The 24719-nt window shown below is 74.1% G+C and carries 16 protein-coding genes, 3 tRNA genes and 2 pseudogenes; 8 read left to right on the forward strand and 13 right to left on the reverse strand.

The features are described 5' to 3' along the window. Together ACH4F6_RS24715 and ACH4F6_RS24720 are read left to right on the forward strand one after the other, a co-directional pair. A pseudogene (locus ACH4F6_RS24715) lies at positions 1–98 on the forward strand (PPOX class F420-dependent oxidoreductase); the annotation flags it as partial. An 86-nt stretch (positions 99–184) separates the two neighbouring features. Continuing rightward, positions 185–292: pseudogene (locus ACH4F6_RS24720) on the forward strand (PPOX class F420-dependent oxidoreductase); the annotation flags it as partial. A 272-nt stretch (positions 293–564) separates the two neighbouring features. Here ACH4F6_RS24720 and ACH4F6_RS24725 read toward each other — a convergent pair. The 7 genes from ACH4F6_RS24725 to ACH4F6_RS24755 form a co-directional block, all read right to left on the reverse strand. Beyond that, on the reverse strand, positions 565–2763 hold the full coding sequence (locus tag ACH4F6_RS24725) for an ArnT family glycosyltransferase (RefSeq protein ID WP_397962486.1): 2199 nt from the start codon (positions 2761–2763) through the stop codon (positions 565–567). Further along, positions 2760–4238 (reverse strand): glycosyltransferase, encoded by a 1479-nt coding sequence (locus tag ACH4F6_RS24730; RefSeq protein ID WP_397962487.1) that lies wholly within the window; start codon positions 4236–4238, stop codon positions 2760–2762. Before ACH4F6_RS24730 ends, ACH4F6_RS24725 begins: the two co-directional genes overlap by 4 nt. A 14-nt stretch (positions 4239–4252) precedes the next feature. After that, positions 4253–5917 (reverse strand): ATP-binding protein, encoded by a 1665-nt coding sequence (locus tag ACH4F6_RS24735; RefSeq protein ID WP_397962489.1) that lies wholly within the window; start codon positions 5915–5917, stop codon positions 4253–4255. Continuing rightward, entirely contained in the window at positions 5914–6654 is a 741-nt protein-coding gene (locus tag ACH4F6_RS24740) for a response regulator transcription factor (RefSeq protein ID WP_397962490.1), read from the reverse strand. The genes ACH4F6_RS24735 and ACH4F6_RS24740 overlap by 4 nt, the downstream gene beginning before the upstream one ends. Before the next feature lie 405 nt (positions 6655–7059). Beyond that, a complete protein-coding gene (locus tag ACH4F6_RS24745) occupies positions 7060–7947 on the reverse strand; it encodes a DUF2797 domain-containing protein (RefSeq protein WP_397962491.1) in 888 nt (295 codons plus the stop codon). A 174-nt stretch (positions 7948–8121) separates the two neighbouring features. Next, a tRNA-Arg gene (locus tag ACH4F6_RS24750) sits at positions 8122–8194 on the reverse strand. 222 nt (positions 8195–8416) lie between these two features. Next, positions 8417–8507, reverse strand: a tRNA-Ser gene (locus ACH4F6_RS24755). Between the two features lie 157 nt (positions 8508–8664). On the opposite strand from ACH4F6_RS24755, the gene ACH4F6_RS24760 reads away from it, so the two are divergent. Both ACH4F6_RS24760 and ACH4F6_RS24765 read left to right on the forward strand, forming a co-directional pair. Further along, positions 8665–9144 (forward strand): SSI family serine proteinase inhibitor, encoded by a 480-nt coding sequence (locus ACH4F6_RS24760; protein WP_397962492.1) that lies wholly within the window; start codon positions 8665–8667, stop codon positions 9142–9144. A gap of 352 nt (positions 9145–9496) precedes the next feature. Beyond that, complete coding sequence (locus ACH4F6_RS24765; RefSeq protein WP_397962493.1) at positions 9497–14056, forward strand: PAS domain-containing protein; 4560 nt, start codon at positions 9497–9499, stop codon at positions 14054–14056. Between the two features lie 252 nt (positions 14057–14308). Here ACH4F6_RS24765 and ACH4F6_RS24770 read toward each other — a convergent pair whose 3' ends face one another. The 3 genes from ACH4F6_RS24770 to ACH4F6_RS24780 form a co-directional block, all read right to left on the reverse strand. Then, positions 14309–15952 (reverse strand): long-chain fatty acid--CoA ligase, encoded by a 1644-nt coding sequence (locus tag ACH4F6_RS24770; RefSeq protein WP_397962640.1) that lies wholly within the window; start codon positions 15950–15952, stop codon positions 14309–14311. Between the two features lie 155 nt (positions 15953–16107). Beyond that, positions 16108–16656, reverse strand: a complete 549-nt coding sequence (locus tag ACH4F6_RS24775; protein WP_397962494.1) for a SigE family RNA polymerase sigma factor — start codon at positions 16654–16656, stop codon at positions 16108–16110. A gap of 380 nt (positions 16657–17036) precedes the next feature. Continuing rightward, on the reverse strand, positions 17037–17348 hold the full coding sequence (locus ACH4F6_RS24780; RefSeq protein WP_397962495.1) for a hypothetical protein: 312 nt from the start codon (positions 17346–17348) through the stop codon (positions 17037–17039). Between the two features lie 347 nt (positions 17349–17695). On the opposite strand from ACH4F6_RS24780, the gene ACH4F6_RS24785 reads away from it, so the two are divergent. Then, complete coding sequence (locus ACH4F6_RS24785; protein WP_397962496.1) at positions 17696–18613, forward strand: bifunctional DNA primase/polymerase; 918 nt, start codon at positions 17696–17698, stop codon at positions 18611–18613. Between the two features lie 106 nt (positions 18614–18719). Here the strand turns inward: ACH4F6_RS24785 and ACH4F6_RS24790 are convergent. Together ACH4F6_RS24790 and ACH4F6_RS24795 are read right to left on the reverse strand one after the other, a co-directional pair. After that, positions 18720–18804, reverse strand: a tRNA-Ser gene (locus tag ACH4F6_RS24790). Positions 18805–18992: 188 nt separating this feature from the next. After that, a complete protein-coding gene (locus tag ACH4F6_RS24795; RefSeq protein WP_397962497.1) occupies positions 18993–20546 on the reverse strand; it encodes a S1C family serine protease in 1554 nt (517 codons plus the stop codon). A gap of 312 nt (positions 20547–20858) precedes the next feature. Here ACH4F6_RS24795 and ACH4F6_RS24800 point away from each other — a divergent pair, with 312 nt between their 5' ends. From ACH4F6_RS24800 to ACH4F6_RS24810, 3 genes are all read left to right on the forward strand, one after another. After that, positions 20859–21749 (forward strand): glycerophosphodiester phosphodiesterase, encoded by an 891-nt coding sequence (locus ACH4F6_RS24800; protein ID WP_397962498.1) that lies wholly within the window; start codon positions 20859–20861, stop codon positions 21747–21749. A gap of 323 nt (positions 21750–22072) precedes the next feature. Further along, positions 22073–22624: an ATP-binding protein gene (locus tag ACH4F6_RS24805; RefSeq protein WP_397962499.1), complete on the forward strand. Its 552-nt coding sequence runs from the start codon at positions 22073–22075 to the stop codon at positions 22622–22624. A 197-nt stretch (positions 22625–22821) separates the two neighbouring features. Then, on the forward strand, positions 22822–23787 hold the full coding sequence (locus ACH4F6_RS24810; protein ID WP_397962500.1) for a DUF5926 family protein: 966 nt from the start codon (positions 22822–22824) through the stop codon (positions 23785–23787). 276 nt (positions 23788–24063) lie between these two features. Here the strand turns inward: ACH4F6_RS24810 and ACH4F6_RS24815 are convergent, their stop codons facing one another. Then, entirely contained in the window at positions 24064–24663 is a 600-nt protein-coding gene (locus ACH4F6_RS24815) for a hypothetical protein (protein ID WP_397962501.1), read from the reverse strand. Positions 24664–24719: the final 56 nt, after the last annotated feature.

Consider the following 24719-nt stretch of genomic DNA (forward strand, 5'->3'; position numbering starts at 1 on the left):
TGGTGACGCAGGGCAAGTCGATCATCCGGATCACCCCGCACCGATGGGGCCCGATCGCCACGGGCGGCTTCCCCGCCCGACTCGCCCCCCAGGAGTAGCACCCCGCTCCCACCACGACGGACGGAGTCCGGCGCAGCGTCCCGAAGCCTGCGCAGCAGTGCGAGGGGCGCACGGGAAAGGGGCCCGGGAGGCGATGGTGACGCAGGGCAAGTCGATCATCCGGATCACCCCGCACCGATGGGGCCCGATCGCCACGGGCGGCTTCCCCGCCCGACTCGCCCCCCAGGAGTGAGCCGACCGGGGTGACCGGTCGGCCCGTCGGCGTCCGGCAGCCGCACGGTGACCTCGGTGATCCGACACCGGTCGAGCCCGGCGGGCTGCCCGCTGCGGCGCCCGCGCCGGGACGTCGGGCCGGGTGACGGCCACGGGGCCGTCGCGTTCGTCGCCCTCGCCCTGCCCGCGCATGGGGAGGGCCGGCCGGACGGGCCGGTACGACGAGGGCGGTGGCCCGGGGCGGGAATCCCCCGGGCCACCGCCCGTCGTCGGCGAACCGTCGTTCCGTGCTCAGTCGCTCGCCTTCTGCGTGAGGTCGTAGAAGGTGGCCGAGCCGACCGTGACCTGCTGGAAGGTGGCCTCGACCCACTCGGTGATCTGCGCGGAGACGCCGTCGCCGCTGCCGCCCGTGCCGCCGCCGGAGCCGCCGCCCACGAAGTAGTGGATCCTGCCGTCGGCCACGTACTGCTTGAACTGGGCCAGCGTCGGGGACGGATCGGTGCCGTTGAAGCCGCCGATCGCCATCACCGGCTCGCCGGTGGACAGCTGGTAGCTCGCCGCGTTCTGGGCGCCGATCGCCGCCGCGACCCAGGTGTACCGGTCGGCGTCCGTCTCCAGCAGCTTCTTGGCCTCGGAGGTGACGCTCGCGCCGTTCAGCAGGCCGCCCATGCCGCCGCCACCGCCGCCCGTCCCGCCGTCGGCCCCGTCTCCCCGGCCGCCGGGGAAGCCGTTGCCCTGCGGACTCTGGCCGGTGCCGTTCTGCTGGTTCTGGCCCTGGCCCGGCATGCCGCCGCCCGTCCAACCGCCGCCGGGCCCGCCCTGCTGGTTCTGGCCCTGGCCCTGTTGCCCCGGGCCCTGGCCCTGGCCCGGCACACCGCCGCGCATGCCGCCGCCGAAGCCGCCGCCCCCGGGGCCGCCCCGGCCGCCCGTCACCGCCGGACCGGCGGTGACGATCGAGCCGGTGTGGCCCTCGCTCAGCGTGGTGAGGGTGTACGCCGTCGGACCGGCCAGCGCCGCGACCAGGCCCAGCCCGGCCACGCCGAGGGCCGGCCGGCGGCCCAGCCGGCCGGCGAAGATCAGGCCGAGCGCGGCGGCCAGACCGCCGACCAGGACGAACCACTTCAGCCACGGCAGGTAGTCGGAGGAGCGGTTGAGGAGGACGTACCCCCAGCCCGCGGTGGCCGTCATCGCGCCCGCCAGGGTCAGCGACGCCCACGCCTCGGCGCGCTCCTCCCAGAGCGTGACCGCGCCCATGCCGATCAGCGGCGCGACGTAGGGGGCGAGGGCCACGGTGTAGTACTCGTGGAAGATGCCCTGCATGTAGCTGAAGACCAGCATGGTGACCAGCAGCGCCCCGCCCCACACCAGGAAGGATCCGCGGGTCGCGGACGTGCGCCGGGCCCCGCGGGTCGCCACCAGGCCGCCGGCCAGGAGGATCAGCGCGGCCGGGATCAGCCAGGAGATCTGGCCGCCGATGCCGGAGCCGAACAACCGGTCCCAGCCGGTCTCGCCCCAGCTGCCGCCGCCGTTGCCGCCACCGCCGCCGACGCTGCCGGTCTCCTCGCCGTTGAGCCGGCCGAGACCGTTGTAGCCGAAGGTCAGCTCCAGGAACGAGTTGTTCTGCGAGCCGCCGATGTACGGCCGGGAGGAGGCGGGCCACAGCTCGACGATCGCGACCCACCACCCGCCGGACAGGACCAGCGCGCCGGCCGCGGCGGCCAGCTGCCCGAAACGCTTCTTCAGGCTCACCGGCGCACAGACCGCGTACACGATCGCCAGCGGCGGCAGGATCAGGAAGGCCTGCAGCGTCTTGGCGAGGAAGGCGAAGCCGACCGCGGCACCCGCCCACGCCGGCCACTTCGTACGGCCGTCCTCCAGAGCGCGGATCACGAAGTAGCAGGCCACCGCCATCAGCAGCGCCAGCATCGCGTCCGGGTTGTTGAACCGGAACATCAGCGCGGCGACCGGGGTGAGCGCGAGCACGGCGCCCGCGATCAGAGCGGCGGCCGGGCCGAAGCGGCGGCGCACGGCCGCGTGGACGACGGCGACGGTGCCGACGCCCATCAGGACCTCGGGGACGAGGATCGCCCACGAGCTCAGACCGAAGATCCGCACCGACAGCGCCATCGGCCACAGCGCGGCCGGGGGCTTGTCGACGGTGATGACGTTGGCCGCGTCCAGCGAGCCGAAGAAGAAGGCCTTCCAGGACTGGCTGCCCGCCTGGACGGCGGCGGAGTAGAAGGAGTTCGCGTAGCCGGAGGCGCTGAGGTCGTAGAGGTAGAGGACGAAGGTGACGAGCAGCAGGCCGAGGAAGGCCGGGCGGGCCCAGCGGGGGTCCTCGGGGCGGCCGCGCCACAGCCTGCGGACGAGGGGCTGCTTCGGCTCGCCCGCCCCGGGGTCCGGGACGGCCGGCCGCCGCGGCGGCTCGTCGGCCGGGGGAGCGGTGGGGGGCGGGCCCCAGCCGGCCGCACCGTCGAGGTCGGTGGTCATCGGGCGTCCCCCGGATCGGTGTCGTGGGGGCGGACCGGCTGCAGGCGCATGGTGGCGTCCCTCCAGGTGCCGTCCGCGGCTTCACCGGCGCGGAAGGGAGTGGCCGCGTGGGCGCCGGAGGCGTCGTACGGCGTGCCCCGGTGCTGCGCGAGCGGCCCCTGCGGGGCGGTGGCGGGGTACGGCGGCGAGGACGGGGCGGGCGCGCCGGCCTCGTCCCGGGGCCGGTCCTCGCTCTCCCGCCGGTCGGGGAAGACCCACACCCTGAACAGCAGGAAGCGCAGCACGGTCGCCGCGAGGTTGGCCACGACGAGCACGGCGAGCTCGGTGGAGTGGGCGGGGTCGGACGTCGCCGCGTTCAGGGCCACGAGCGAGCCGCTGGTCAGCGCGAGGCCGATGCCGAAGACGACCAGGCCCTGCGCCTGGTGGCGGACGGCGCCGGTGCGCCCGCGCACCCCGAAGGTGAGCCGGCGGTTGGCCGCGGTGTTGGCGATCGCGGAGACCAGCAGGGCGAGCGCGTTGGCCACCTGGGAGCCGGAGAACTGCCGGAAGCCGCTGTAGAGCAGCAGGTAGAAGAGGGTGGACAGGCCACCGACGAAGCAGAAGCCGACGAGCTGACGGGCCAGTCCCTTGGGTACGTCCATGATGTCGCGGTCGCGGGGGTCGTCGCCGAACGGCCTGGTCAGCCGGTCCAGCGGAAGCGAACCAGTGGCCAATGCCTTCCCTACGCGCCATACCCCCTTCAGGTCGTCGGTCGCCGTCTTCACGATGTGCACCGTGGAGTCCGGGTCGTCGACCCAGTCGACCGGCACCTCGTGGATCCGCAGGCCGGCGCGTTCGGCGAGTACCAGCATCTCAGTGTCGAAGAACCAGCCCGTGTCTTCCACCAGGGGGAGCAGCACCTGGGCGACGTCACGGCGGATCGCCTTGAACCCGCACTGCGCGTCGGAGAAGCGGGCCTGGAGCGAGCCGCGCAGGATCAGGTTGTACGAGCGGGAGATGAACTCCCGCTTCGCGCCGCGCACGACACGGGAGCTGCGGGCCAGGCGGGAGCCGATCGCCAGGTCGGAGTGGCCGGAGATCAGCGGCGCCACCAGCGGCAGCAGCGCGTTCAGGTCGGTGGACAGGTCCACGTCCATGTACGCGAGGACCGGGGCGTCCGAGGCGGCCCAGACGGTCCGCAGCGCCCGGCCGCGGCCCTTCTGCTCCAGCCGGAAGGACGTCACCTCGGGGATCCGCGTCTCCAGCAGCCGCGCCACGTCCGGGGTGGTGTCCGTGGACGCGTTGTCCGCGATCGTGATGCGGAACGGGTACGGGAACGTCCGGGTGAGGTGGTCGTGCAGTCTGAGGACGCACGGCTGGAGGTCCTTCTCCTCGTTGTAGACGGGGATCACTACGTCCAGGACAGGCGTACCGGCTGTGGCGGCCGGGAGGTGCTCCCGCGCCGGCAGGGTGCCGGGAGAAGAGTCGGTTCGCATGACAGCGACTTTCGTCAAGCGCCCTGTCGCACCCATGTGCCGGCCCTGTGCTGGCCCTGTGAGTCCGGTTGCCAGTTCGTTTCGGGCGCGGGCCGGGGCACGGCGGGGGTGAGCGCGGGCAGGTGCACGGTGAAGACGGTCCGTCCGGGCACGCTGTCGACGGTCACGGCGCCGCCGTGCGCGGTCGCGACGGCCTGCACGATGGCGAGGCCGAGGCCGGTCGATCCGGTGGTGCGGGAGCGCGCGGAGTCGCCGCGGGCGAACCGTTCGAAGACGTGCGGGAGCAGGTCCGGCGGGATGCCCTGGCCGTTGTCCTGGACGTCCACGCACAGCCACGGCCCGCGCCGCTGCACGCGCGCGGTGACGGTGGTGCCGTGCGGGGTGTGCGTCCGGGCGTTGGCCAGCAGGTTGACGAGCACCTGCTGCAACCGTGCCGCGTCCGCCGACACCAGGGCGGGCTCGTCGGGCAGCTCGAGCCGCCAGACGTGGGCCGGCCCGGCCGCGCGGGCGTCGCTGATGGTGTCGACGACCAGCGGTACGAGGTCGGTCTGCTCGAACTGCAACGGCCGGCCCGCGTCGAGCCGGGCGAGCAGCAGCAGGTCCTCGACGAGGAGGGTCATCCGGCCCGCCTCGGACTCGATGCGGCCCAGGGCGTGCCGGGTGTCGGGTCCGACCTGCTCCCTGCCGCGCCGGGTCAGCTCGGCGTACCCGCGGATCGAGGCGAGGGGGGTGCGCAGCTCGTGGCTGGCGTCCGCGACGAACTGCCGGACCCGCATCTCGCTCTGCTGCCGGGCGTGCAGGGCGCCGTGGACGTGGTCGAGCATGCGGTTGAGCGCGGCACCGACCTGGCCGACCTCGGTGTGCGGGTCGGTCTCGGACTCGGGGACGCGCTCGCTGAGGTTGACCTCGCCGGTGTGCAGGGGCAGCTCGCTCACCCGGGTGGCGGTGGCGGCGACCTTGCGCAGGGGGCGGGTGGCGACGCCGACGATGACGGTGCCGGCGATGCCGGCCGCGACCAGGCCGGCGGCGGTGACGCTGACCTCGACCAGGATCAGGGTGGTGATGGTGTTGTCGGTGTCCTGGGTCGGGATGGCGACGTAGTAGGAGCCCTTGACGCCGCTGACGTACTGGACGCGGTAGTCGCCGAGCCCGGGGAGCTCGACGCTGTGCCTCTCGCGGTCCTGGCCGACGGCGTTGAGGGCGGCGCGCTGGGTCTCGCTGAGCGACTTGGCCACCATGGGGTTGAAGTCGGTGCTGGTGGTGTCCTTCTTGCCGACCTTGGCGTCGGTGATCGCGCCGTTCACGACCTTCGCGATCAGCGTGCCCGGCACCTGGGGCCCGCGCTCGACGAAGTCCGACAGGTCGATGGTGTCCGAGCCGTCGGCGGCTCCCCCGGCGTCCTGGCGGGGCAGCTCCTCCTTGATCCCGCCCGGCGGCATCCCGGCCACGCGGTTCGTCATGTCCTTCAGCTTGTCGTCGAGCTGCTCGTACAGGTGCGACCGCAGGGCCAGCGTGGTCACCGTGCCGATGACCGCGCAGACCACGGCGATCAGCACCACGGACGCGACGACGAGCCGCGTCCGCAGGGTGCGCGGCTGTCCCTCCCCCACCCTCAGCTTCGCTCGGGCGGGGGGACCCCCACGTCGCTTCTGCGGACGCGGCCGTCGTCGCCCGCTCATGAGGCCGCGGGCTTGATCAGGTAACCGGCGCCGCGCCGGGTGTGGATCATCGGCTCACGCCCGGCGTCGATCTTGCGGCGCAGGTACGAGATGTAGAGCTCGACCACGTTGGCCTGGCCGCCGAAGTCGTACGACCACACGCGGTCGAGGATCTGCGCCTTGCTGAGCACGCGCCGCGGGTTGCGCATCAGGAAGCGCAGCAGTTCGAACTCGGTGGCGGTGAGGTGGATGTTCTCCCCGGCGCGCGAGACCTCGTGGCTGTCCTCGTCGAGGGTGAGGTCGCCGACGACCAGGACGGAGTCGGAGCGGCGGTCGGCGGCGCCCGAGCGGCGTATGAGTCCGCGCAGCCGCGCGACGACCTCTTCGAGCGAGAACGGCTTGGTGACGTAGTCGTCGCCGCCGGCGGTGAGGCCCGCGATGCGGTCCTCGACCGCGTCCTTCGCGGTGAGGAAGAGGACGGGCACGTCCGGCAGTTCCCGGCGCAGACGGCCGAGGACGGTGAGGCCGTCCATGTCGGGCAGCATCATGTCCAGGACGACGGCGTCCGGCCGGAACTCGCGCGCGGCCTGGAGGGCACCGGTGCCGTCCCCCGCGCTGCGGATCTGCCATCCCTCGTAGCGGAGGGCCATGGACAGCAGCTCGGTGATCGACAGCTCGTCGTCCACCACAAGCACTCGGACGGGGCTCCCGTCCGGCCTCAGCAGTTCGGTGCGCCCCTGGGGCGAGGTCGTGGTCATGGAGGACACCATGTCGGGGTCCTCTGAGAGGACCCTTTTCGCTGTCTGTGATTTCCCTGAGAAACACACAGGAAGCTCTCAGGGAATCCCTGGGGTGCGGAGGGAATGCCCGCCTCTGCCCCGCTTTCCCACCCCGGGCGGCCACCCGGAGGCACAGATTCCGCGATGTGCGGCCTTTGGGCGGACTGTACGCGCCCGCGCCCGCGGGCGGCGCTCCGCTCCGGTACGCGCCGGCCTCGCGTGGGCGCGCCGGCGGCGCTGCTCACGGGCGCAGACCGGGCTTCCCCCGTGCGGAGCGGACGGGCCCCATGGGCGTGCGCCCGCTTCCCGTGAAGGCGCGCCGGGCTCCCGGGGGTGCGTGTCGGTTTCGCGGGCGGGCGCGTCGGCTTCGTGCTCCCGGGCGGTTCAGAACAGCCCCTCCTGCCGGTGGGCGCTCTCCTCCGCACGGCCCTTGAGCCTTCGCAGCGGGAGCGTGATCTCCCCGGACGCGGCCGCCGGGACGATCTCCCAGCCGGTCACCAGACGGGTGTCGAGCACGACGACCCCCACCTCCGTCGCCAGATGCAGATCCGGCCCGGCCGCCGCGACCAGCTCTCCGCTCACGGCCCCTCCGGCGACCAGCTCGCTCACCTCACCGACGGCGGCCGCAGCCCCCGCGAGCCCGAACGCGCGCAGATGGTCGACGGCCGTGAAGGGCTCCCGCGTCAACGACTCGGGCCAGCCGCCCAGTCCGACGGCACGGGCGTGCAACTCGCCCACCTCCAGCGCCCGGTCCTCCTCGCCGGCGGGCAAGTGCGCCCGTACGGCCCGCTTCTCGGCGTACGGGATGCGGTCGGGCACGCGCAGGGCGGCCCGCAGCAGTTCCTCCGTGCGCCGGGCGGCCATCAGCGGGCCCGTGCCGAGCCAGCTGAAACAGACGGCGCCCTGCTCCAGCAGCCGGGCCGGGCCGCGCTCCACGGCCGTGATCCCCACCTTGACCATTCCCGGTCCGAACCACGCCAGGTACACGCGGTAGGGCCGGGGGTCGTCGGCGATCCCGTCGGCGGCGACGGAGTGCGCCCGGTCCAGCCGCGCGCACTCCTCGCACCGGGCGCCCGTGCTCCTCGCCGGCACGGCCGCCCGCACCGGACACGGGTGCCCCCGGGCTCCCACGCATCCCCGCGCTCCCCCCTCGGCGACCGCGAAGGCCACCCGCTTCCCCCAGGACAGCGGACTACGACGCCCCCCGTCCCACATGAGCACGGGCCCCCGCTCCGACCACCGCAGTCCCGCGCACTTCCACGCCTGTGCCATCGCCCACCACGCTAGCCCCCACCACTGACAACGCCCGTCGCCGCCGCGTCCCCGCTCCGCCGACGGCCGCACCCAGCGGTTCGCCCCGGCCGGCCGGACGGGGCGTGCTCCCACCGCCGTCACGGAGAACGAAACGCGAGAGGCCCCGGATCTCTCCGGGGCCTCTCGTCGGTGTGCACTCGGCAGGATTCGAACCTGCAACCTTCTGATCCGTAGTCAGATGCTCTATCCGTTAAGCTACGAGTGCTTGTCTTTTTTCTGTTTTTCGTCTTCCGCTCCCGGCCCTTCCGGCCCGCTCGCGGCGACAGGAAGAACATTACATGACTGCCGCCGTCATGTGAAATCCGATTCGCACACCCCTTGTGACCTGCGAAAACGTCCAGATGGAGGGCTGAGGGGATGGCGACGGGGCACTCCGCGGGAGACAACGACGAAGCCCCGGCCGTAAGAACCGGGGCTTCGAGTGGGGCGGAGGCGGAGGGATTTGAACCCTCGATGGGCTTTAAGGCCCAAACCGCATTAGCAGTGCGGCGCCATAGACCGGACTAGGCGACGCCTCCAGCACAACCGCTCGCGTGTGTGCGAGTGGTGCGTGCAGATGATGACACAGTCGAGCGTCGTGTCACCAATCGGCCTCCACGGTACTAGGCGGGTGGGCCGCAGGGCAAAGGTCTTCCGCGGGCGCAACGTCGCCGGGAGCGGGGCGTTGATCAGGCCATGCTCCAGCTCACACCGCTCCGGCGGTTCGCTCTCGCCGTCTTCGCCGCCTGCGTGTCGTCCGGCGGTGCCCTGGCCGCCGGACCGGGGCACGCCGCGGCCTCCCCGCCACCCGCCGACGTCGGCGACCACCTCACCGTCACCGTCAGGGGCGCGGGCGAGGAGGCGGACGGAACGTTCACGGTGCACTGCCACCCGGACGCCGGAAGTCACCCGGACGTGTCAGGGGCCTGCCGCGCGGTGGACCGGAACACCCGGTGGGGGAAGGACGCCTTCGCGCCGGTGCCGGACGGGACCGTGTGCACCGCGCGGTACGGCGGCCCGTCCACCGCGCACGTCACCGGCCGCTGGGCCGGGCGCCCCGTCGACACGACGTTCGACCGCAGCGACGGGTGCGAGATCGCGCGGTGGGACCGGTTCGTGCCGCTGCTGCCGGAGGCGGGGCGGCCGGGCGGTGAGGGCGCGGGCCCACGGGAGTGACGGGTGCCGCGAGGGCGGCCGCCCGGATTCCGCTCCGGGGCCGGCCCGTGCCCCCGACGGCCCCGGGCGGCCGGCGCCCCGGCCCCGGGCAGGGGCCGCTCCGGCCCCTGCCGCCCCGTACGCACAGGTTTCCCATGGCGAAGGCACCCGTGACGTAAACGTCGCGCGAAGGTCCCGCGGAGCCGGTGCGGGCGGTCACACGTTCTGTGTCACTTCGTCGTGCGAGCTCCCTCTCATCCGGCGCCACGAGCGCTGCCCCAGCCCTTAGACTCCCTCGCGTGACACGCTGCGGGACGGTTGGCAAGATGGCCCGAGCGGTCGGCAAGGTGCGGTAACAGGGAGGAAGCGACTCGTGAGCAGCAGGCCATCCCGAGGCGCTGCTCGCCTCGCAGCCATACTCGACGCGCTTCCCGACGCGTTGGTGCTGGTCAACGCCAACGGGACCGTCGTCAACGCGAACACCATCGCCCTGGAGGCCTTCGAGGCGCCCGGGACCGCGCTCGTCGGGCGGGGGCTCCTCGATCTGCTGCCGCAGTTCGACTCCAAGCTCATCCCCGGCTCCATGCGCCGGCCCGACCACATGGACCCGCGCGGGCGGACCAAGCCGACGCGGATGATCGCCCGGCGGACGGACGGCGCCGAGTTCCCCGTCGAGGTCACGAGCGCGAATCTGGAGAACGGCCAGCAGGCCTACGACAGCTACGGCTACGCCAGCGACGAGCTGCTGATGCTCGTCGTGCGCGACCTGTCCGGCACCGTCGACACCGAGGCCGAGCTGGCGCGTTCGCAGCGGCAGACCGAGATGATCCTGCGGGCCGCGGCCGAGGGCGTCGTGGGCACCGACACCGACGGGCGGATCGTGCTCGTCAACCCGGCCGCCGCCCAGATCCTGGGCTACCGGGCGAGCGACCTCGGCGGCAAGGAGCTGCACACGCTCGTGCTGCACTCCCGCGCCGACGGCTCCCCCTTCCCGTACGACGAGTCGCCGCTCTCCGACACCCTGCGCTCCGGGCGCAAGCACCGGGTGCGCGGGCAGGTGCTGTGGTCGAAGGCGGGGGACAAGGTCTCCGTGGACCTGACGACCGCGCCCGTGCGGGACGGCGACCAGCTCGTCGGCGCCGTGATGACCTTCACCGACCGCCGGCCCTACGACGCCCTCGCCGACGAGAAGGCCGCCCTCGAGAAGAAGCACGCGGAGGAGCTGGAGAAGCTCTCCGAGGAGCACGCCTCGGACCTCACCGCCCTGCGTCAGCAGCACGTCACCGAGGTGGAGGAGCTGCGCGAGCGGCACGAGGAGGAGCTCGCCGCCGGCGAGGAGCGCTACGCCGCGCTGGGGGAGCGGGAGAAGGACCGGTACGAGGCGCTCGCCGCCCGGTACGACCAGCTCCTCACCCTTCTCGGCCGGTCGCTGCGCGGGCCCCTCGACGAGCTGCGCCGCGAACTGTCGGCGCTCGCCGCCGACGACGCGGGGCAGCTGTGGCCCGAGGCCAACCAGGTGCTCCACCACCTGTCGGCGGGCTACGCACGGATCACGACCCTCATCGACAACGTCCTCGGCTACCAGCGGCTCGACGCGGGCGGCGGGGAGATCACCCGTACGAAGGTGATGCTGGACGCCGTCGTCGCCGCCGGTGTCGACGGCGCCGTCGAGCTGGTGGGGCCGGGCCGGGTGCAGTTCGCCGTGCACGCGCCTCCCATCGAGGCCGAGGTGGACGCACGGCTCCTCGCGACCGCGCTCGCCCACCTGGTGGCCGATGTCGCGGGCGTCGACGCCACCGGCAACGCTCCCGTCTCGGCGGGCGGTTACATGGACAACACCGTCGTCGTGGCCGCCGCCCAGCGCGGTGAGGTCGTCCGGATCGAGGTGCGCGGACCGTACGCCGGGGGCGACCCGGTGCACGAGCCGATCGTGCGCGGGATCGTCCGGGCGCACGGCGGTGTGCTGCAGACGCACGAGGTGCCGGGGATGAGCGGCAACGCGTACGTCCTCGAGGTGCCGTTGGGCGGGGGCGCGGGCGCGGTCGCCGCCCCGCCGGCCGCCGCGGGCGCCGGTTCCGGCTTCGCCCTGCCGGCGGGGTCGGAGGGTGAGCCCCCGGTGCCGGAGGCGGTGGACGCGGGCGAGGCCGCGGAAGGCGCCGAGGGCGCGCCGGGAGGGCAGAACCCCGGCGGGGGACGGCGGCGGGCCCGGCGGTCCTCCGTGGACGCCTTCCTGGACAGCGAGGTTCCGGCGGCCGGCGCGGCCGGGGACGCCGAGGCGGAGGCCGCGGTCCCGACCGGCCGGCGCCGCCGGCGTGCCCTGGCCGCCGAGGAGACGCCGGCCGCGCCGGTGGAGGACATCGAGGCCCCGGCCGGCGCCGACGGCAACGGCGGGACCGGGCGGCGGCGCGGACGGCCGGCCGAGCAGGCCGCCGGTGCGGACTCCGGCGCGGGCGCCCGGGCCGGGGTGGCCGAAGGGGCCGTCGTGACGGCCGACGAGCACGCGGCGGGGACCGCCGCCTCCGGTACGGGACTCGGTGGCACCGTTCCGCCGCAGGGGGTGCCCGCGCCCTCCGGCCGGCGGGCCCGGCGTGCCGTCGACGAACCGCAGGCCCTGCCGGCCGCCCTGCCCGCGGTGGCCGGGGCCGAGGCCGGGGTCCCCGCGGAGGACGCCCAGCCGACCGGACGCCGGCGGCGGGCGCTCGCCGCGGCGACGGAACGCGCCGCCGCGCAGGAGGCGGGTCCCCGTACGGTGTTCGCCCTGCCGCCGGCGGAGGCGGACCGGGCGTCCGACGGGACGGATACGGATACGGACGGGGGCGCCGGGGCGCAGGCGGTGGGCCAGATCCCGCCCGCGATGCCCACGGGGAACGCTCCGGTGCCGGGTCAGCCGGTGCCCGTTCCCGGTCAGCCGGTGCCCGCCTCGGGGCAGCCCGGGCCGGTTCCGGTGCCCGGTCAGCCGGTGCCCGTTCCCGGTCAGCCGGTGCCCGCCTCGGGGCAGCCCGGGCCGGTTCCGGTGCCGGGTCAGCCGGTGCCCGTCCCCCTTCCGGGTCAGGCCGTTCCCGGGCAGGCCCCGGTGCCGCCGCAGGCGCAGATCCCCGCCCAGGCGCAGGCCCCCGGGCAGGCGCAGGCGCCCGGCCGGGGCGCGTCCGGGGACACGCCGATCGTCCACGGCCGGCACGACGCCGCCGCACACGACCAGGCGGACGACCACACGCCGCCGCAGCCGCATCCGACGAACGCTCCGACGGGTCGCCGGCGGCGCGCGGTGGCGCAGCCGGCGGGGGCCGCCGACGCTGCCTCACCGGTTCCTCCGGGAGCCGCCGCGGTTCCGGCGCAGGGCCGGTCCGCGGGTCCGGCGCAGGACGGCGCCGGGCAGACGGTGCCCCAGCAAGGGCGGCAGCCGGTCGCGCAGCCGCAGGGCGGCGCCGCTCCGGGTGGACAGCCGCTGCCGGGGCAGTCCCTGCCCGCGCAGCCGGCCGCCGGTCCCGGTCCCGTTCCCGTTCCCGAACAGCAGCCCGCTCCCGCGGCCGTCCCCGGTCGGCCCGCCGCCGCCCAGCCGGTTCCCGGTGCTCCCCTGCCGAACGCGTCCGCGCAGGCCGGGGTGGTCGCCCCGGGGCAGCCGCTGCCCGCGGCCGAGGCCCCCGCGCCCCCCGCCCCGCCGGCCACCGGCACGCCGAGTTCGGGCACTCCGCTGCCGCCGGAGGCCGTCGCGCCGCAGCCGCGGGCGGCACAGCCGCTGCCCGCCGAGGCCGCCGCCGCGCCCGTCGACCCGCACTCCACGCAGGGGCGGGCGATCAGCGTCCGCACCCTCGGCCAGGGCGTGCCGTTCACCCGTCAGGCCGCCCAGGTCCAGCAGCCGCAGGCGCCCCAGGCGACGAGCACCCCGGCCCCGCACGCCCCCGGCGGTTCCGGGCGGCGGCGCAAGCTGGGGACGCCGCCCGACCCGGCCGCCCGACCGGAGCAGACGGCCCGTCCGCACCCGGGGGCCGAGCAGCCCGCCGCGCCGCAGCCCTCGCCCGCGGGGCAGCCGCTTCCCGGGCAGTCCCTGGCCGGGCAGACGCGGCTCGCGCCCGGGACCGAGGGAGCCGGGCGGTCGTACGCCATAGGGGCGCCGGACGAGAACGCCGCCGAGGGCCCCGAGCCGCTCGACGGACCGGGCGGTGCCGTCGAGGTGGCGGATCCGCCGCGGCCGCAGCCGATGGACGACGAGCTGCCGCCGGAGCCGCTGGACAACCCGCGCCGGCTGCTGGTGTGGCCGGCTCCGGACGTCCACACGCAGCAGGCGCTCAGCGACCACGGGTACCGGCCGGTGATCGTGCACTCGCGGGCGGAGGTCGACGCGCAGATCGCCGCCTTCCCGGCCGCGCTGTTCGTGGACCCGCTGACCGAGCCGATCACCCGGACCGCGCTCCAGTCGCTGCGGCAGGCCGCGGTGGCCGCCGAGGTGCCGGTGATGGTCACGGCCGGACTCGGACAGGCCTCGCGCGACGCGGCGTACGGCGCCGATCCCGCCGTCCTGCTGAAGGCGCTCGCGCCGCGTGACAGCGAGCAGCATCCGCCGCGGGTGCTGCTGATCGAGGAGCACGCGGAGATAGCGCTGGCGCTGACGGCGACGCTGGAGCGGCGCGGGATGCAGGTGGCGCGGGCCGCGAGCGACGCGGACGCGGTCACGCTGGCCTCGCAGCTGCGGCCGAACCTGGTGGTGATGGACCTGATGCAGGTGCACCGGGGCCGCGCCGGGATCATCGACTGGCTGCGGGCGAACCAGCAGCTCAACCGCACCCCGCTGGTCGTCTACACGGCCGCGGTCGACCAGGCCGACCTGCCGCGGCTGGCCTCCGGCGAGACGGTGCTGTTCCTCGCGGAGCGGTCCACCAGCGCGGAGGTGCAGTCCCGGATCGTGGACCTGCTCGCCCGGATCGGCACCAACTAGGGCGGTCCGGCCTCAGTGCCTGCCGCCCTCGCCGTCCGCCCGGACCGGACCGCCGCCCGGCCCGGACCGATGTCCGCCCGGACCGATGTCCTTCGCGACCCGCCCGCGTGCCGCCTCTTCGACGGCGGCGCGCAGGCGGGCGCGGTCGTCGTCCCCGACGCCCACCGGGATGCGGCCCCTCCGCGGCACGACGGCGGGACGGCCGTACGCCGGGCAGGGGCCGCGAGGTGCCCTGCCCGGCGTACGGGTCCGTCAGATCCGGGTGATGTCGAGCGCGCCCTCCGCGTACTGCCGGCGCAGCACCTTCTTGTCGAACTTGCCGACGCTCGTCTTCGGCACCGTCTGGACGACCGTCCAGCGCTCGGGCAGCTGCCACCTGGCGATCCGGCCCTCCTCGGCGAGGAAGGCGCGCAGGGTCTCGAAGTCGGCGGTGGCGCCCTCCTTCAGCACGACCGTGGCCAGCGGGCGCTCGCCCCACTTGTCGTCGGGGACGGCGACGACGGCCGCCTCGGCGACGTCCGGGTGGGACATCAGCGCGTTCTCCAGCTCCACCGACGAGATCCACTCGCCGCCGGACTTGATGACGTCCTTGGCGCGGTCGGTGAGGGTGAGGAAGCCGTCGGGGGAGATGGTGCCGACGTCGCCCGTCTTCAGCCAGCCGTCCTCGCTGAACTTGTCGGCGGGGCGCAGCGGTTCGGCGCCGGGTCCGTTGTAGTAGGCGCCCGCGATCCAGGGGCCGCGCACCTCCAGCTCGCCCGCGGACTCGCCGTCCCAGGGGAGGCGCTCGCCGCCGGGACCGGTGAGGCGGGCCTCCACGCCGGAGGGGAAGCGGCCCTGGGTGAGGCGGTAGGCGAACTCGGCGTCGGTGCCGACCGCGTGGGCCGGCGGGCGGGCGATGGTGCCGAGCGGGGAGGTCTCCGTCATGCCCCAGGCGTGGCAGACCCGCATGCCGAGCTCGTCGAAGGCGGTCATCAGCGAGGGCGGACAGGCCGAGCCGCCGATGGTGACCTGGGTGAGGGAGGAGACGTCCCGCGGCTTGGCGGTCAGCTCGGCCAGCAGGCCCTGCCAGATGGTGGGGACGGCGGCCGCGTGGGTCGGCTTCTCGGCCTCGATCATCTCGGCGAGCGGCGCGGGCTGGAGGAAGCGGTCCGGCATCAGCATGTTGACGCCGGTCATGAAGGTGGCGTGGGGCAGGCCCCAGGCGTTGACGTGGAACTGGGGCACGACGACCAGGGAGGTGTCCTGGTCGGTGAGGCCCATCGACTGGGCCATGTTGACCTGCATGGAGTGCAGGTAGATCGAACGGTGGCTGTAGACCACGCCCTTGGGGTCGCCGGTGGTGCCGGAGGTGTAGCACATGGCGGCGGCCTGGCGTTCGTCCAGCTCGGGCCAGTCGTAGGCGGCCGGCTTCCCGGCGATCAGGTCCTCGTACTCGTGGACCCGCACCGTCGCGTCCGCGAGCAGGGTGCGGTCGCCCGGGCCGGTGACGACGACGTGCTCGACCGTCTTGAGGTGCGGGAGCAGCGGGGCCAGGAGCGGCAGCAGCGAACCGTTGGCGATCACGACCTTGTCGGCCGCGTGGTTGACGATCCAGGCGAGCTGCTCGGGGGGCAGCCGCAGGTTGAGGGTGTGCAGGACGGCGCCCATCGAGGGGATCGCGAAGTACGCCTCGACGTGCTCGGCGTTGTTCCACATGAGGGTGGCGACCCGGTCGTCGTCCACGACCCCGAGGTCGTCGCGCAGGGCGTGGGCCAGCTGCGCCGAACGGGTGCCGATCTCGGCGTAGGAGCGGCGCTGCGGGGCGCCCTCGCCGGTCCAGCTGGTCACCTGCGATGTGCCGTGGACCGTCGACCCGTGGGTCAGGATCCTCGAGATCAGCAGCGGTACGTCCTGCATGGTGCTCAGCACGGCGTCCTCCCAGGTGCGGCGACATTGCCTGCGCGGTGGTAACGGGTTGCGCTGATTCTGCGCACATACCGCGCGGTATGTCACTAGGGAGCGGTGATCGATCAGATCACGTCGGAGCGGGGATCACCACCGTGTGCGGGGCGTCACCGGGCAACGCCCAGCTCAGGGTCGTCCCTGAGTTTGCCGAGGGCCCGGGAGACCGCCGACTTCACCGTGCCCACCGAGACGCCGAGCACCTCCGCCGTCTGGAGCTCGCTGAGGTCCTCGTAGTACCTGAGGACGACCATCGCCCGCTGCCGGGAGGGCAGCTTCATGATCGCCCGCCACATCGCGTCGTGCAGCGCCTGCCGCTCGGCCGGGTCGTCGTCGCCGGGCTGCGGCTCCGGCTCGGGCAGTTCGTCGCAGGCGAACTCGTCGACCTTGCGCTTGCGCCACTGGGAGGTGCGCGTGTTCAGCAGGGCCCGGCGGACGTAGCCGTCCAGCGCCCTGTGGTCCTCGATCCGCTCCCACGCGACGTACGTCTTGGTGAGCGCGGTCTGCAGCAGGTCCTCCGCGTCGCTCGGGTTCGCGGTCAGCGACCGTGCGGTGCGCAGCAGCACCGGCTGGCGGGCCCTGACGTACGACGTGAAGGACGGGTACGGGGAAGGCCGCGTCATGCCGTCCGAGGCGCTGGTGCAGACGGGTGTGGTCATGGCTCAACGCTAGGAGCGGCCCTCGTCCGGCGGATCGGCCGCAGGTGCCGAAGCGGACTCCGCCTCAGGTTGTAGGGGTGGTGCCCGCTCCACCTCCTGAAGGTGGACGGGAGGACGGCGCGTACTGCGGGTTCACCCCTGAGGGCGGGTCGGCGGCGGCAGGGGCCCCGGCTCCGGTGACGTCTTCGCCGCGCACGGACGCGCCGCTTCCCGGCTCCCTCGCCTCCTGCGGGAGCGGGCTCCTGACTGTCCGCCAGGCACGGCGAGCTGTCCAGACCACGCGAAAACGTCCGCGCGGCGGCGCCGAAGCACCGCCGCGCGGACGCCGCCCCCCCCTGGAGCACACCCGCCGCGGCCGGGGCCGGGGCCGGCCCCTCAGCTCACCACAGCGGTGTGAAGGAGATCGCGGTATTGGCGTTGCCCTGGTTGACGGCCGTGAACGGGGAGCCGTTGACCTGGGCGGTGTTGCTCTGGTTCGAGGCGCCCGATCCGACGGCGTTCTGCTGCGTGGTGGAGGAGTTGCCGCTGTTGTCGCGGCCCACCCCGCCGCCCACGACGCTCGCGACGCCCGCGTTCGATCCGTCGTCCGCGACGGCGCCGGTGTTCGCCCCCGCGACGCCGGTGAAGAGGGCGGCCGCCAGCGGAAGGGCGGAGACGGCGGCGATGACGCGGGCGGTGCGGATGCTTGCCATGGTGTTCCTCCGAGAACATGGATGACGGCATTGATCACGGCTTCCACCGGGGCAGTCGGCCGAACGCCCCGGCACTGTCACGACGTCGCGAGACCAGAGTTGCCCACCGCGTCCCGGGCGAACCGCCCCGGAAGCCGCGATTAGCACGCAAGCGTGAGGAGGAGTCGATAAACCCCTGACACCGTTTTTCCCGCTCGATGTCCCTCGCCTTCCAAGGAGCCGGACAAGGGCCCCCGGCCCCACAAGAGCTGAAGCGTTTCCGCACGCGTCCGGCCGATCCGCCCCGGCCGGTGAGCCGTGCTCCGCACCCCCTTCCCTTTTTCGAACATGCGTACGAATATGAAGTCATGGCCATCACCGACCGGTATCCCCGGCAGGCCGCCACCCTGGCCCTCGCCCACGCCCTGTCGGCCGCCGAACGCGGCCTGGCCGTCATCCCCCTCTCCCGGACGAAGCTCCCGGCCCTGCGTTCCCCCCACCGTGCCGCCCCCGCCCCGGCCGGCCCGCCCTGCCACGGCGAGTGCGGTCTCTTCGGGCACGGCGTCCACGACGCCTCCACCGACCCGGCACGCATCCGCGCCCTGTTCGCCGCCGCACCCTGGGCCACCGGCTACGGCATCGCCTGCGGCCTGCCCCCGCACCATCTGATCGGCGTCGACCTCGACACCAAGTCCGGCGTGGACTCCTCGGCCGCCCTGCGCGAACTCGCCCTGCGCCACCTGTTCACGATTCCGCCCACGGTCGTCGTCCGCACCCCTTCGGGCGGCCGTCACCTGTGGCTCACCGGCCCACCGGACGTCGCCGTGCCCAACTCGGCCGGCCGCCTCGCCCCCGGCATCGACATCCGCGGCGCCGGCGGCTACCTGGTCGGCCCCGGCTCCCGCACCGACCACGGCGTCTACAGCACGGTCCCCGGCACGGCCCACCTCGCCCCCGCTCCCTGCCCGCGCGCCCTCCTGCGCCTCCTGCTCCCCCCGCCCCGCCCCGTGCCCCGCACGGCGGCCGGCCACCACGGCCACGGCCTGGTCCAGTTCGTCCTCGCCGCCCACGAGGGCCAGCGCAACACCCGTCTCTTCTGGGCCGCCTGCCGCGCCTACGAGAACGGCATCGGCCCCGCCCTCACCGAGGCCCTGATCGCCGCGGCCCTCCGCACGGGCCTCCCGGAACGCGAGGCCCGGGGGACGGTGGCCTCGGCGGGGAGGGTGGTGGCGGGACGGCCGCACGAGGGGTGGCCGGGGGCGGAAGAGGGGGGCGCGAGGGGATGAGGCGGGCGGGGGGGGCCGGGCGAGCGCCCCCGCCGCCTTGGCCCACGGGTGCGCGCAGCAGAACGGCCCCCGACCGTTTCACCTGGTCAGGGGCCGTTCACGTGCGCGGTGGGTGTGGGATTTGAACCCACGGTGACTCGCGCCACGACGGTTTTCAAGACCGTTCCCTTAGGCCGCTCGGGCAACCCACCTCGCTCCGGTCCACCTGGAGCGGAGCGGGTACAGCGTACCGGGATCGGGCGCCGGGCAGGGGCCGTGGTCCACACGGGGTCCCTGCACGGCTCGTGCCGACCGTCCTCGTCCGAGCCCCGTCCGGTCGAGGGCGGCGCGGGGACGCGAGCAACGGGTGGGCGCGCGCGGGCCGGTCGCGAGGAACCGGTCAGCTGTCGCCCTTGCGGGAGCCGAGGGTGAGGTCGACGGTGTGGGACTTCCCGTCGCGCTCGTAGGTGATCGTGACCTTGTCGCCCGGCTGGTGCGTCCAGATCTCGCCGATCAGGGTGGGGCCGCTGTCGATCACCCTGTCGTCGAGCTTGGTGATGACGTCTCCGGGCTTCAGGCCGGCCTTGTCGGCGGGTCCGCCCGACTCGACCGCGGCGGCGCCGCTCTCACCCTGGTCGGTGATCTTCGCGCCGTTGGTGGAGTCCTCCAGGGAGACCGACGCGCCGATCTTCGCGTACACCGGCTCACCGGTCTTGATCAGCTGCTGGGCGACATGGGTGGCCTGGTTGATCGGGATGGCGAAGCCGAGGCCGATCGAACCGGACTGGGCGGTGCCGCCCAGTCCGCCGTTGCCGGTGGACTGGATCGCGGAGTTGATGCCGATGACGTTGCCCTGCGCGTCCAGCAGCGGGCCGCCGGAGTTGCCCGGGTTGATGGACGCGTCGGTCTGGAGGGCGCTCATGTAGGAGGAGCTGCTGCCGGTGCCGTCGGACGAGGCCACCGGGCGGTTCTTGGCGCTGATGATGCCGGTGGTGACCGTGTTGGAGAGGCCGAAGGGGGCGCCGATCGCGATCGTCGAGTCGCCGACGGCCACCTTGTCGGAGTCGCCCAGCGTCAGCGGCTTCAGGTCCGAGGGAGCGTTCTTGAGCTTGATGACCGCCACGTCGTAGCCCTGGGCGTGCCCGACGACCTCGGCGTCGTACTTCTTGCCGCTCGGGAAGGTGGCCGTGACCTTGCCGCCGTCGACCGCGTCCGCGACGACGTGGTTGTTGGTGACGATGTGGCCCTCGGTGTCGAAGACGAAGCCGGTGCCGGTGCCGCCCTCGCCGTTGCTCGACTCGGCCTCGATGGTGACGGTGCTGGGCAGCGCCTTGGCGGCGACCGCGGCGACCGTGCCGGGGTCGCGCTTGACGGAGCCGCCGCTGTCGGAGGCGGAGACGGTGGTGGAGCCGGTGTCGTCGTCGTTCTTGGCGAGGGTGTAGCCGAGGCCGCCGCCCAGGCCGCCGGCGACCAGCGCGGCCACCAGGACCGCGGCGACGAGCCCGCCCCGGCCGCGGCGGGGCTTGGGGGGCGTGGGCTGCTGGTGGGAGGCGCCCCAGCCGGGCTCGCCCCCGGAGTTCCCGCCGAAGCCGTCCGCGTACGACGGCGTGGCCGGCGGCGGGGGCGGCGGCCAGGCGCCCTCGGCCGCCGGGGTGCCGTACGGGGCGGCTCCCTGCGCCGCGGTGGGCGGCGGCCAGGCGCCGCCGGGCGCGCCGCCCGTGCCGGGTGCGGCGCTCGGGGGCGTCGCGGGGAGCGGCGCGGTGGGCGCCCCGGCGCCGGGGACCGGCGGCTGGGCCGGTGCGGACGCCTGCGGGGGCTGCTGCGCCTGCTGCTCGTGCCGTGCCGGCGGCTGCGCCTGGGGGGAGGCCGCGGGAGATTCCACCGGCACGGGGGGTGCGGACGGGGCCGGGGGAACCGCGGTGCCCTCGTTGGTGCCCTCGTTCTCGGTGCTCACAGCTCTACTCCTCGATCCACGGCTGTTGTCCTCGGTCGTACTCGGTCACGCTCGTTCACGCTTGTCGTCGACCCGGCGCGCTGCAGCTGTGCATGTGCTTTTTGTACGACTCAGCTTTTCCCACGGGCCGTCAGAGCACCATAAGCGGTGGCTGTGGGTCCCCGGGTATTGTTTACATGGGGCATCGCATGGCACTTCGGACACTTCACCGAAACATCTCAGACGCTTCTCACAGCGTTCTCAGACAACGGTTCCGGACTCCCTTGTTCCCTCCGCCGGACGCGTACCCCGCCCCGGTGGCACCATGACGCGGTGACCCACGCACGGCAGCAGCACCCGATCCAAGTCGTCGCCCACCGCGGAGCCTCCGAGGAGGCCCCCGAACACACCCTGGCCGCGTACACGAAGGCGATCGAGGACGGTGCGGACGCCCTCGAGTGCGATGTGCGGCTGACCGCGGACGGCCATCTCGTCTGCGTGCACGACCGTCGCGTCAACCGTACGTCCAACGGCCGGGGAGCCGTGTCCGCCCTGGAGCTCGCCGACCTCGCGGCCCTGGACTTCGGGTCGTGGAAGGCGCGGGAGGCCGGGGAGACCGGAGAGGCGGGAGGGGCGCGCGGGACGCACGAGCCCCGTCCGGCCCCCGAGTTCTGGACCACGCGCGAGGAGCCCGACTGGGAGGTCCGCCCCGAGGACCGCGAGCGCACCTCCGTCCTGACCCTGGAGCGACTGCTGGAACTGGTCGCCGACGCGGGGCGCCGGGTGGAACTGGCCATCGAGACCAAGCACCCGACGAGGTGGGCGGGTCAGGTGGAGGAGCGGCTGCTGGTGCTCCTGAAGCGGTTCGGCCTGGACGCGCCGGTCACGGCGGAGCAGTCGCCGGTGAGGGTCATGAGCTTCTCCGCGCGCTCGCTGCATCGCGTGCGCGCCGCCTCGCCGACGCTGCCGACGGTCTACCTGATGCAGTTCGTCACACCCAGGACGCGCGACGGACGACTGCCCGAGGGCGTCGCGATCGCGGGCCCCTCGATCCGCATCGTGCGCAACCACCCCGCCTATGTGGAGCGGTTGAAGCGGACCGGCCACCAGGTGCACGTGTGGACCGTGAACGAAGCGGAGGACGTCGACCTCTGCGTCGGCCTGGGCGTCGACGCCATCATCACCAACCGCCCGCGGGCGGTGCTGCGCAGGCTGGGCCGCTGAGCGGACCGCCCCGCCCGCCGGGCACCCGCCGTCACCGTCCCCGGAAGACCGCCGGAAGGCGCGGGCGGGGCGGAGGAAGTCACAGATGTCTCACAAGCCTCACCCATACCTCTTGACCCCGACGCCCCACTGAAGCATCCTCCGTTCTCAGCCATACCGAAGAATTCCAGCCACACGAGGACCGCCCCCTCACGGGGAGTGCTCCGGCGCGTTCGGTCCGTGTTCGACCTGCGCGAGTGCCTCACCGCACACGGAACGGCCGGTTTCCGGTACAGGCCAATGGGGCATCCACACCGTGGCGTGGGGCGAAGGAGGTCTCGGGGGTGGCGTTGGTGGTGGCACAGGAGGTGCCCACGTCGTCGAGCATGGCCGTACCCCATGGCCCTGCGGGCGTGGGGAAGGCGAGGCACCGCATGCGCGACCAACTGCGCAGGGGCGGGGTCTCGGAAACGGTCATCGACGACGCCGTCCTGATCCTGTCGGAACTTCTGAGCAACGCGTGCAAGCACGGCCGGCCCCTGGGCGACGCCCTCGCCGGTGACGGCGACGTACGGGCCGCATGGCGGGTGGACACCGGCGGCCGGCTCGTGGTCGAGGTCACCGACGGAGGCGGCCCGACCCGTCCCGCCCCGGCGACCCCCTCGGTCACCGCCCACGGCGGACGCGGACTCCACATCATCACGGCGCTGGCCGACGACTGGGGCGTCCGGGACGACGTGCGGGGCGAGGTCACCGTGTGGGTCGTCGTCCACGCGGACGTGCACGACCCCGACGCCGTGAGCCGGCGAGACGACTTCGCCTCCCGGATCACCGCGCCGTCGGTGTCGTCGCTGCCCGGTCTGGACTTCGCGGACGCGTTCGACGACCTGGACTAGGACCTGTCGTCCGGACGGGCCGCCGGCGGCGCCGGCGGCCCGCCGTACCCCCGCCCACCCGGCGACCCGTCGGTCATCCGCCCACGCACCCATCCGTTGTCCACATGCCCTCCGTTGTCCACAGGTCCCCGTGCCTTCCCGGACGAACGGCTAGGCTCCCGCCCGTACCAGACGAGCCGTACCCGGGAGACACCCAGATGGCCAAGAAGCGACCCCAGACGAAGGCCGAGCGGCCGCAGCGCACCGACGGAGAGATCCCGGTCGTCGGGGCCCGTGAGCCCTGCCCCTGCGGCAGCGGCCGCCGCTACAAGGCCTGTCACGGCCGGGCCGCCGCCCACGCCGTGACCGAGCTGGTGCAGCGGCCGTTCGAGGGCCTGCCCGGCGAGTGCGACTGGGTGGCGCTGCGCGAGCTGGTCCCGGCGGCCACGGCCGAGCTGACGCTCAGGAACGGCCTGCCCGAGGGCGTCCCGTCGGTCACGCTGGCCACGGTCCTGCCGATGGCCTGGCCGGCCCTGCGCCGCGACGACGGCTCCGTCCTGCTCGGCCTGCAGAACGACACGGCGTCGGGCGACATCAGCCGTGACCTCGCCGACACCCTCCAGCGCGCCCTGGAGGCGCAGCCCGGCACGCCCGTGCAGGGCCGCCGCGCCCCCGCCGACGGTCCCCGGCTGCAGGACCTGCTCGACCCCGAAGGCGCCTTCGAGCCAGTTGTGCACTCCGGGTTCGAGTTCTGGGTGCCCGACCCGGAGAACGCCTCGCCGGAGGTGGCCGCCTCCCTGGAGCGGGCCAACGCGGCGGCGATCCCCACCGTGAAGCTGACCGGTGCGGACGCCGCGTACTGGTGCGAGACGCCGGAGAAGAACCACCTGCGCTGGGTCATGCCGCACCCGGAGGAGCAGCTTCTGGACGCCCTCGCGCGGCTGCACGCGGCGGGCCGCTCCAGCCTGGGTGAGGGCACCCGGCTGGTGGGGTCCTTCCGGGCGCACGGCCTGACCGTGCCGGTCTGGGACCTGCCGAGCGGGGTCTCGGCGGACGACGTGGAGAAGCCGGCCGCCGAGTTCGCCGAGCGCCTCGCCACCGCGCTGGCCTCGGACGCACCGCTCACCGCCGACGAGCGACGCGCCCGCGGCGGCCTCACCAACCGACAGGTGACGCTCAGCTGAGACACGGGTGCGGTCGCCGGCCGGGCTGACCGGCCGGTCAGCACCGCGGCCCCGGCGCACGGCGTGACCCCACTCACAACTCCCGTCCGGGCAAGGCGAGTAGACGCCAGAAGCGGCCGTCCGTGGGTGTCCGGAAAGCCGATGAAGACAAGTGATCGAATTTGCTTGGAGCCGATCTCTTGTTACCGTTCCAGTAGCCCGGTTGCTGGTGCATCCCCCGTCGCCAGCAATCGGGCCTTTCCATGTCCGCTCCCGCCCCGTTCGGGGCGCCGGACGTCAACTGCCGTCATGTGCAGCTGAGTTGCTGCCCGCACGCAGCAGCAGCGACTCGTCGCCGCCCGCCGCGGCGAACTCCGCGACCGCCGTGTACGCGGCCGGCTCCCCCGCGCGCCGTTCACGAGGCGTCTCACAGACCCCCGGCTCGTCGTCGGCGCCCACCGCGCAACGCGTCTGCACCGTGCGCCCCCGTGGCCCCACGAGGCTCAGACCGGCGTCCAGGGCCCGGCCGGTGGAGTTGCGGTAGTAGACGCGCGCCCAGGCCTCCTCGCCCTGGATCAGCACACAGGTCTGCGCCTCGACACCGTCGGGGGAGGCGAGTTCGGGACCGCAGCGGGCGGCGGTGGCCAGACCGAGGCCGAGCAGCAGGGGGGAACGGGACGGCCCGGGCGGGAACGCCTTGGCGTCCGTACGGCGATCGACGTCCGTGCCGCGGACGACGGGGGCGGGGGCGCGTACCTCGGGTTCGCCTCCGTCGCCCACGGATCCCGCGGACGCCATGGCCCAGGGAAGGGCGATCGCGCCCACCACCGCGCCCCCGAGGGCGAGGAGACGGGCCCATCGGGGGCCTGGGGGCCGGCCCCCGGCATGTCGCTGCATGAGGCGGAAGATAACGAGCGGACGCGGGCGTCCCCCGCCGCGCGCGCCCGACACCC

The sequence above is a fragment of the Streptomyces sp. NPDC017936 genome, assembly GCF_044328485.1.
Lineage (GTDB): Bacteria > Actinomycetota > Actinomycetes > Streptomycetales > Streptomycetaceae > Streptomyces.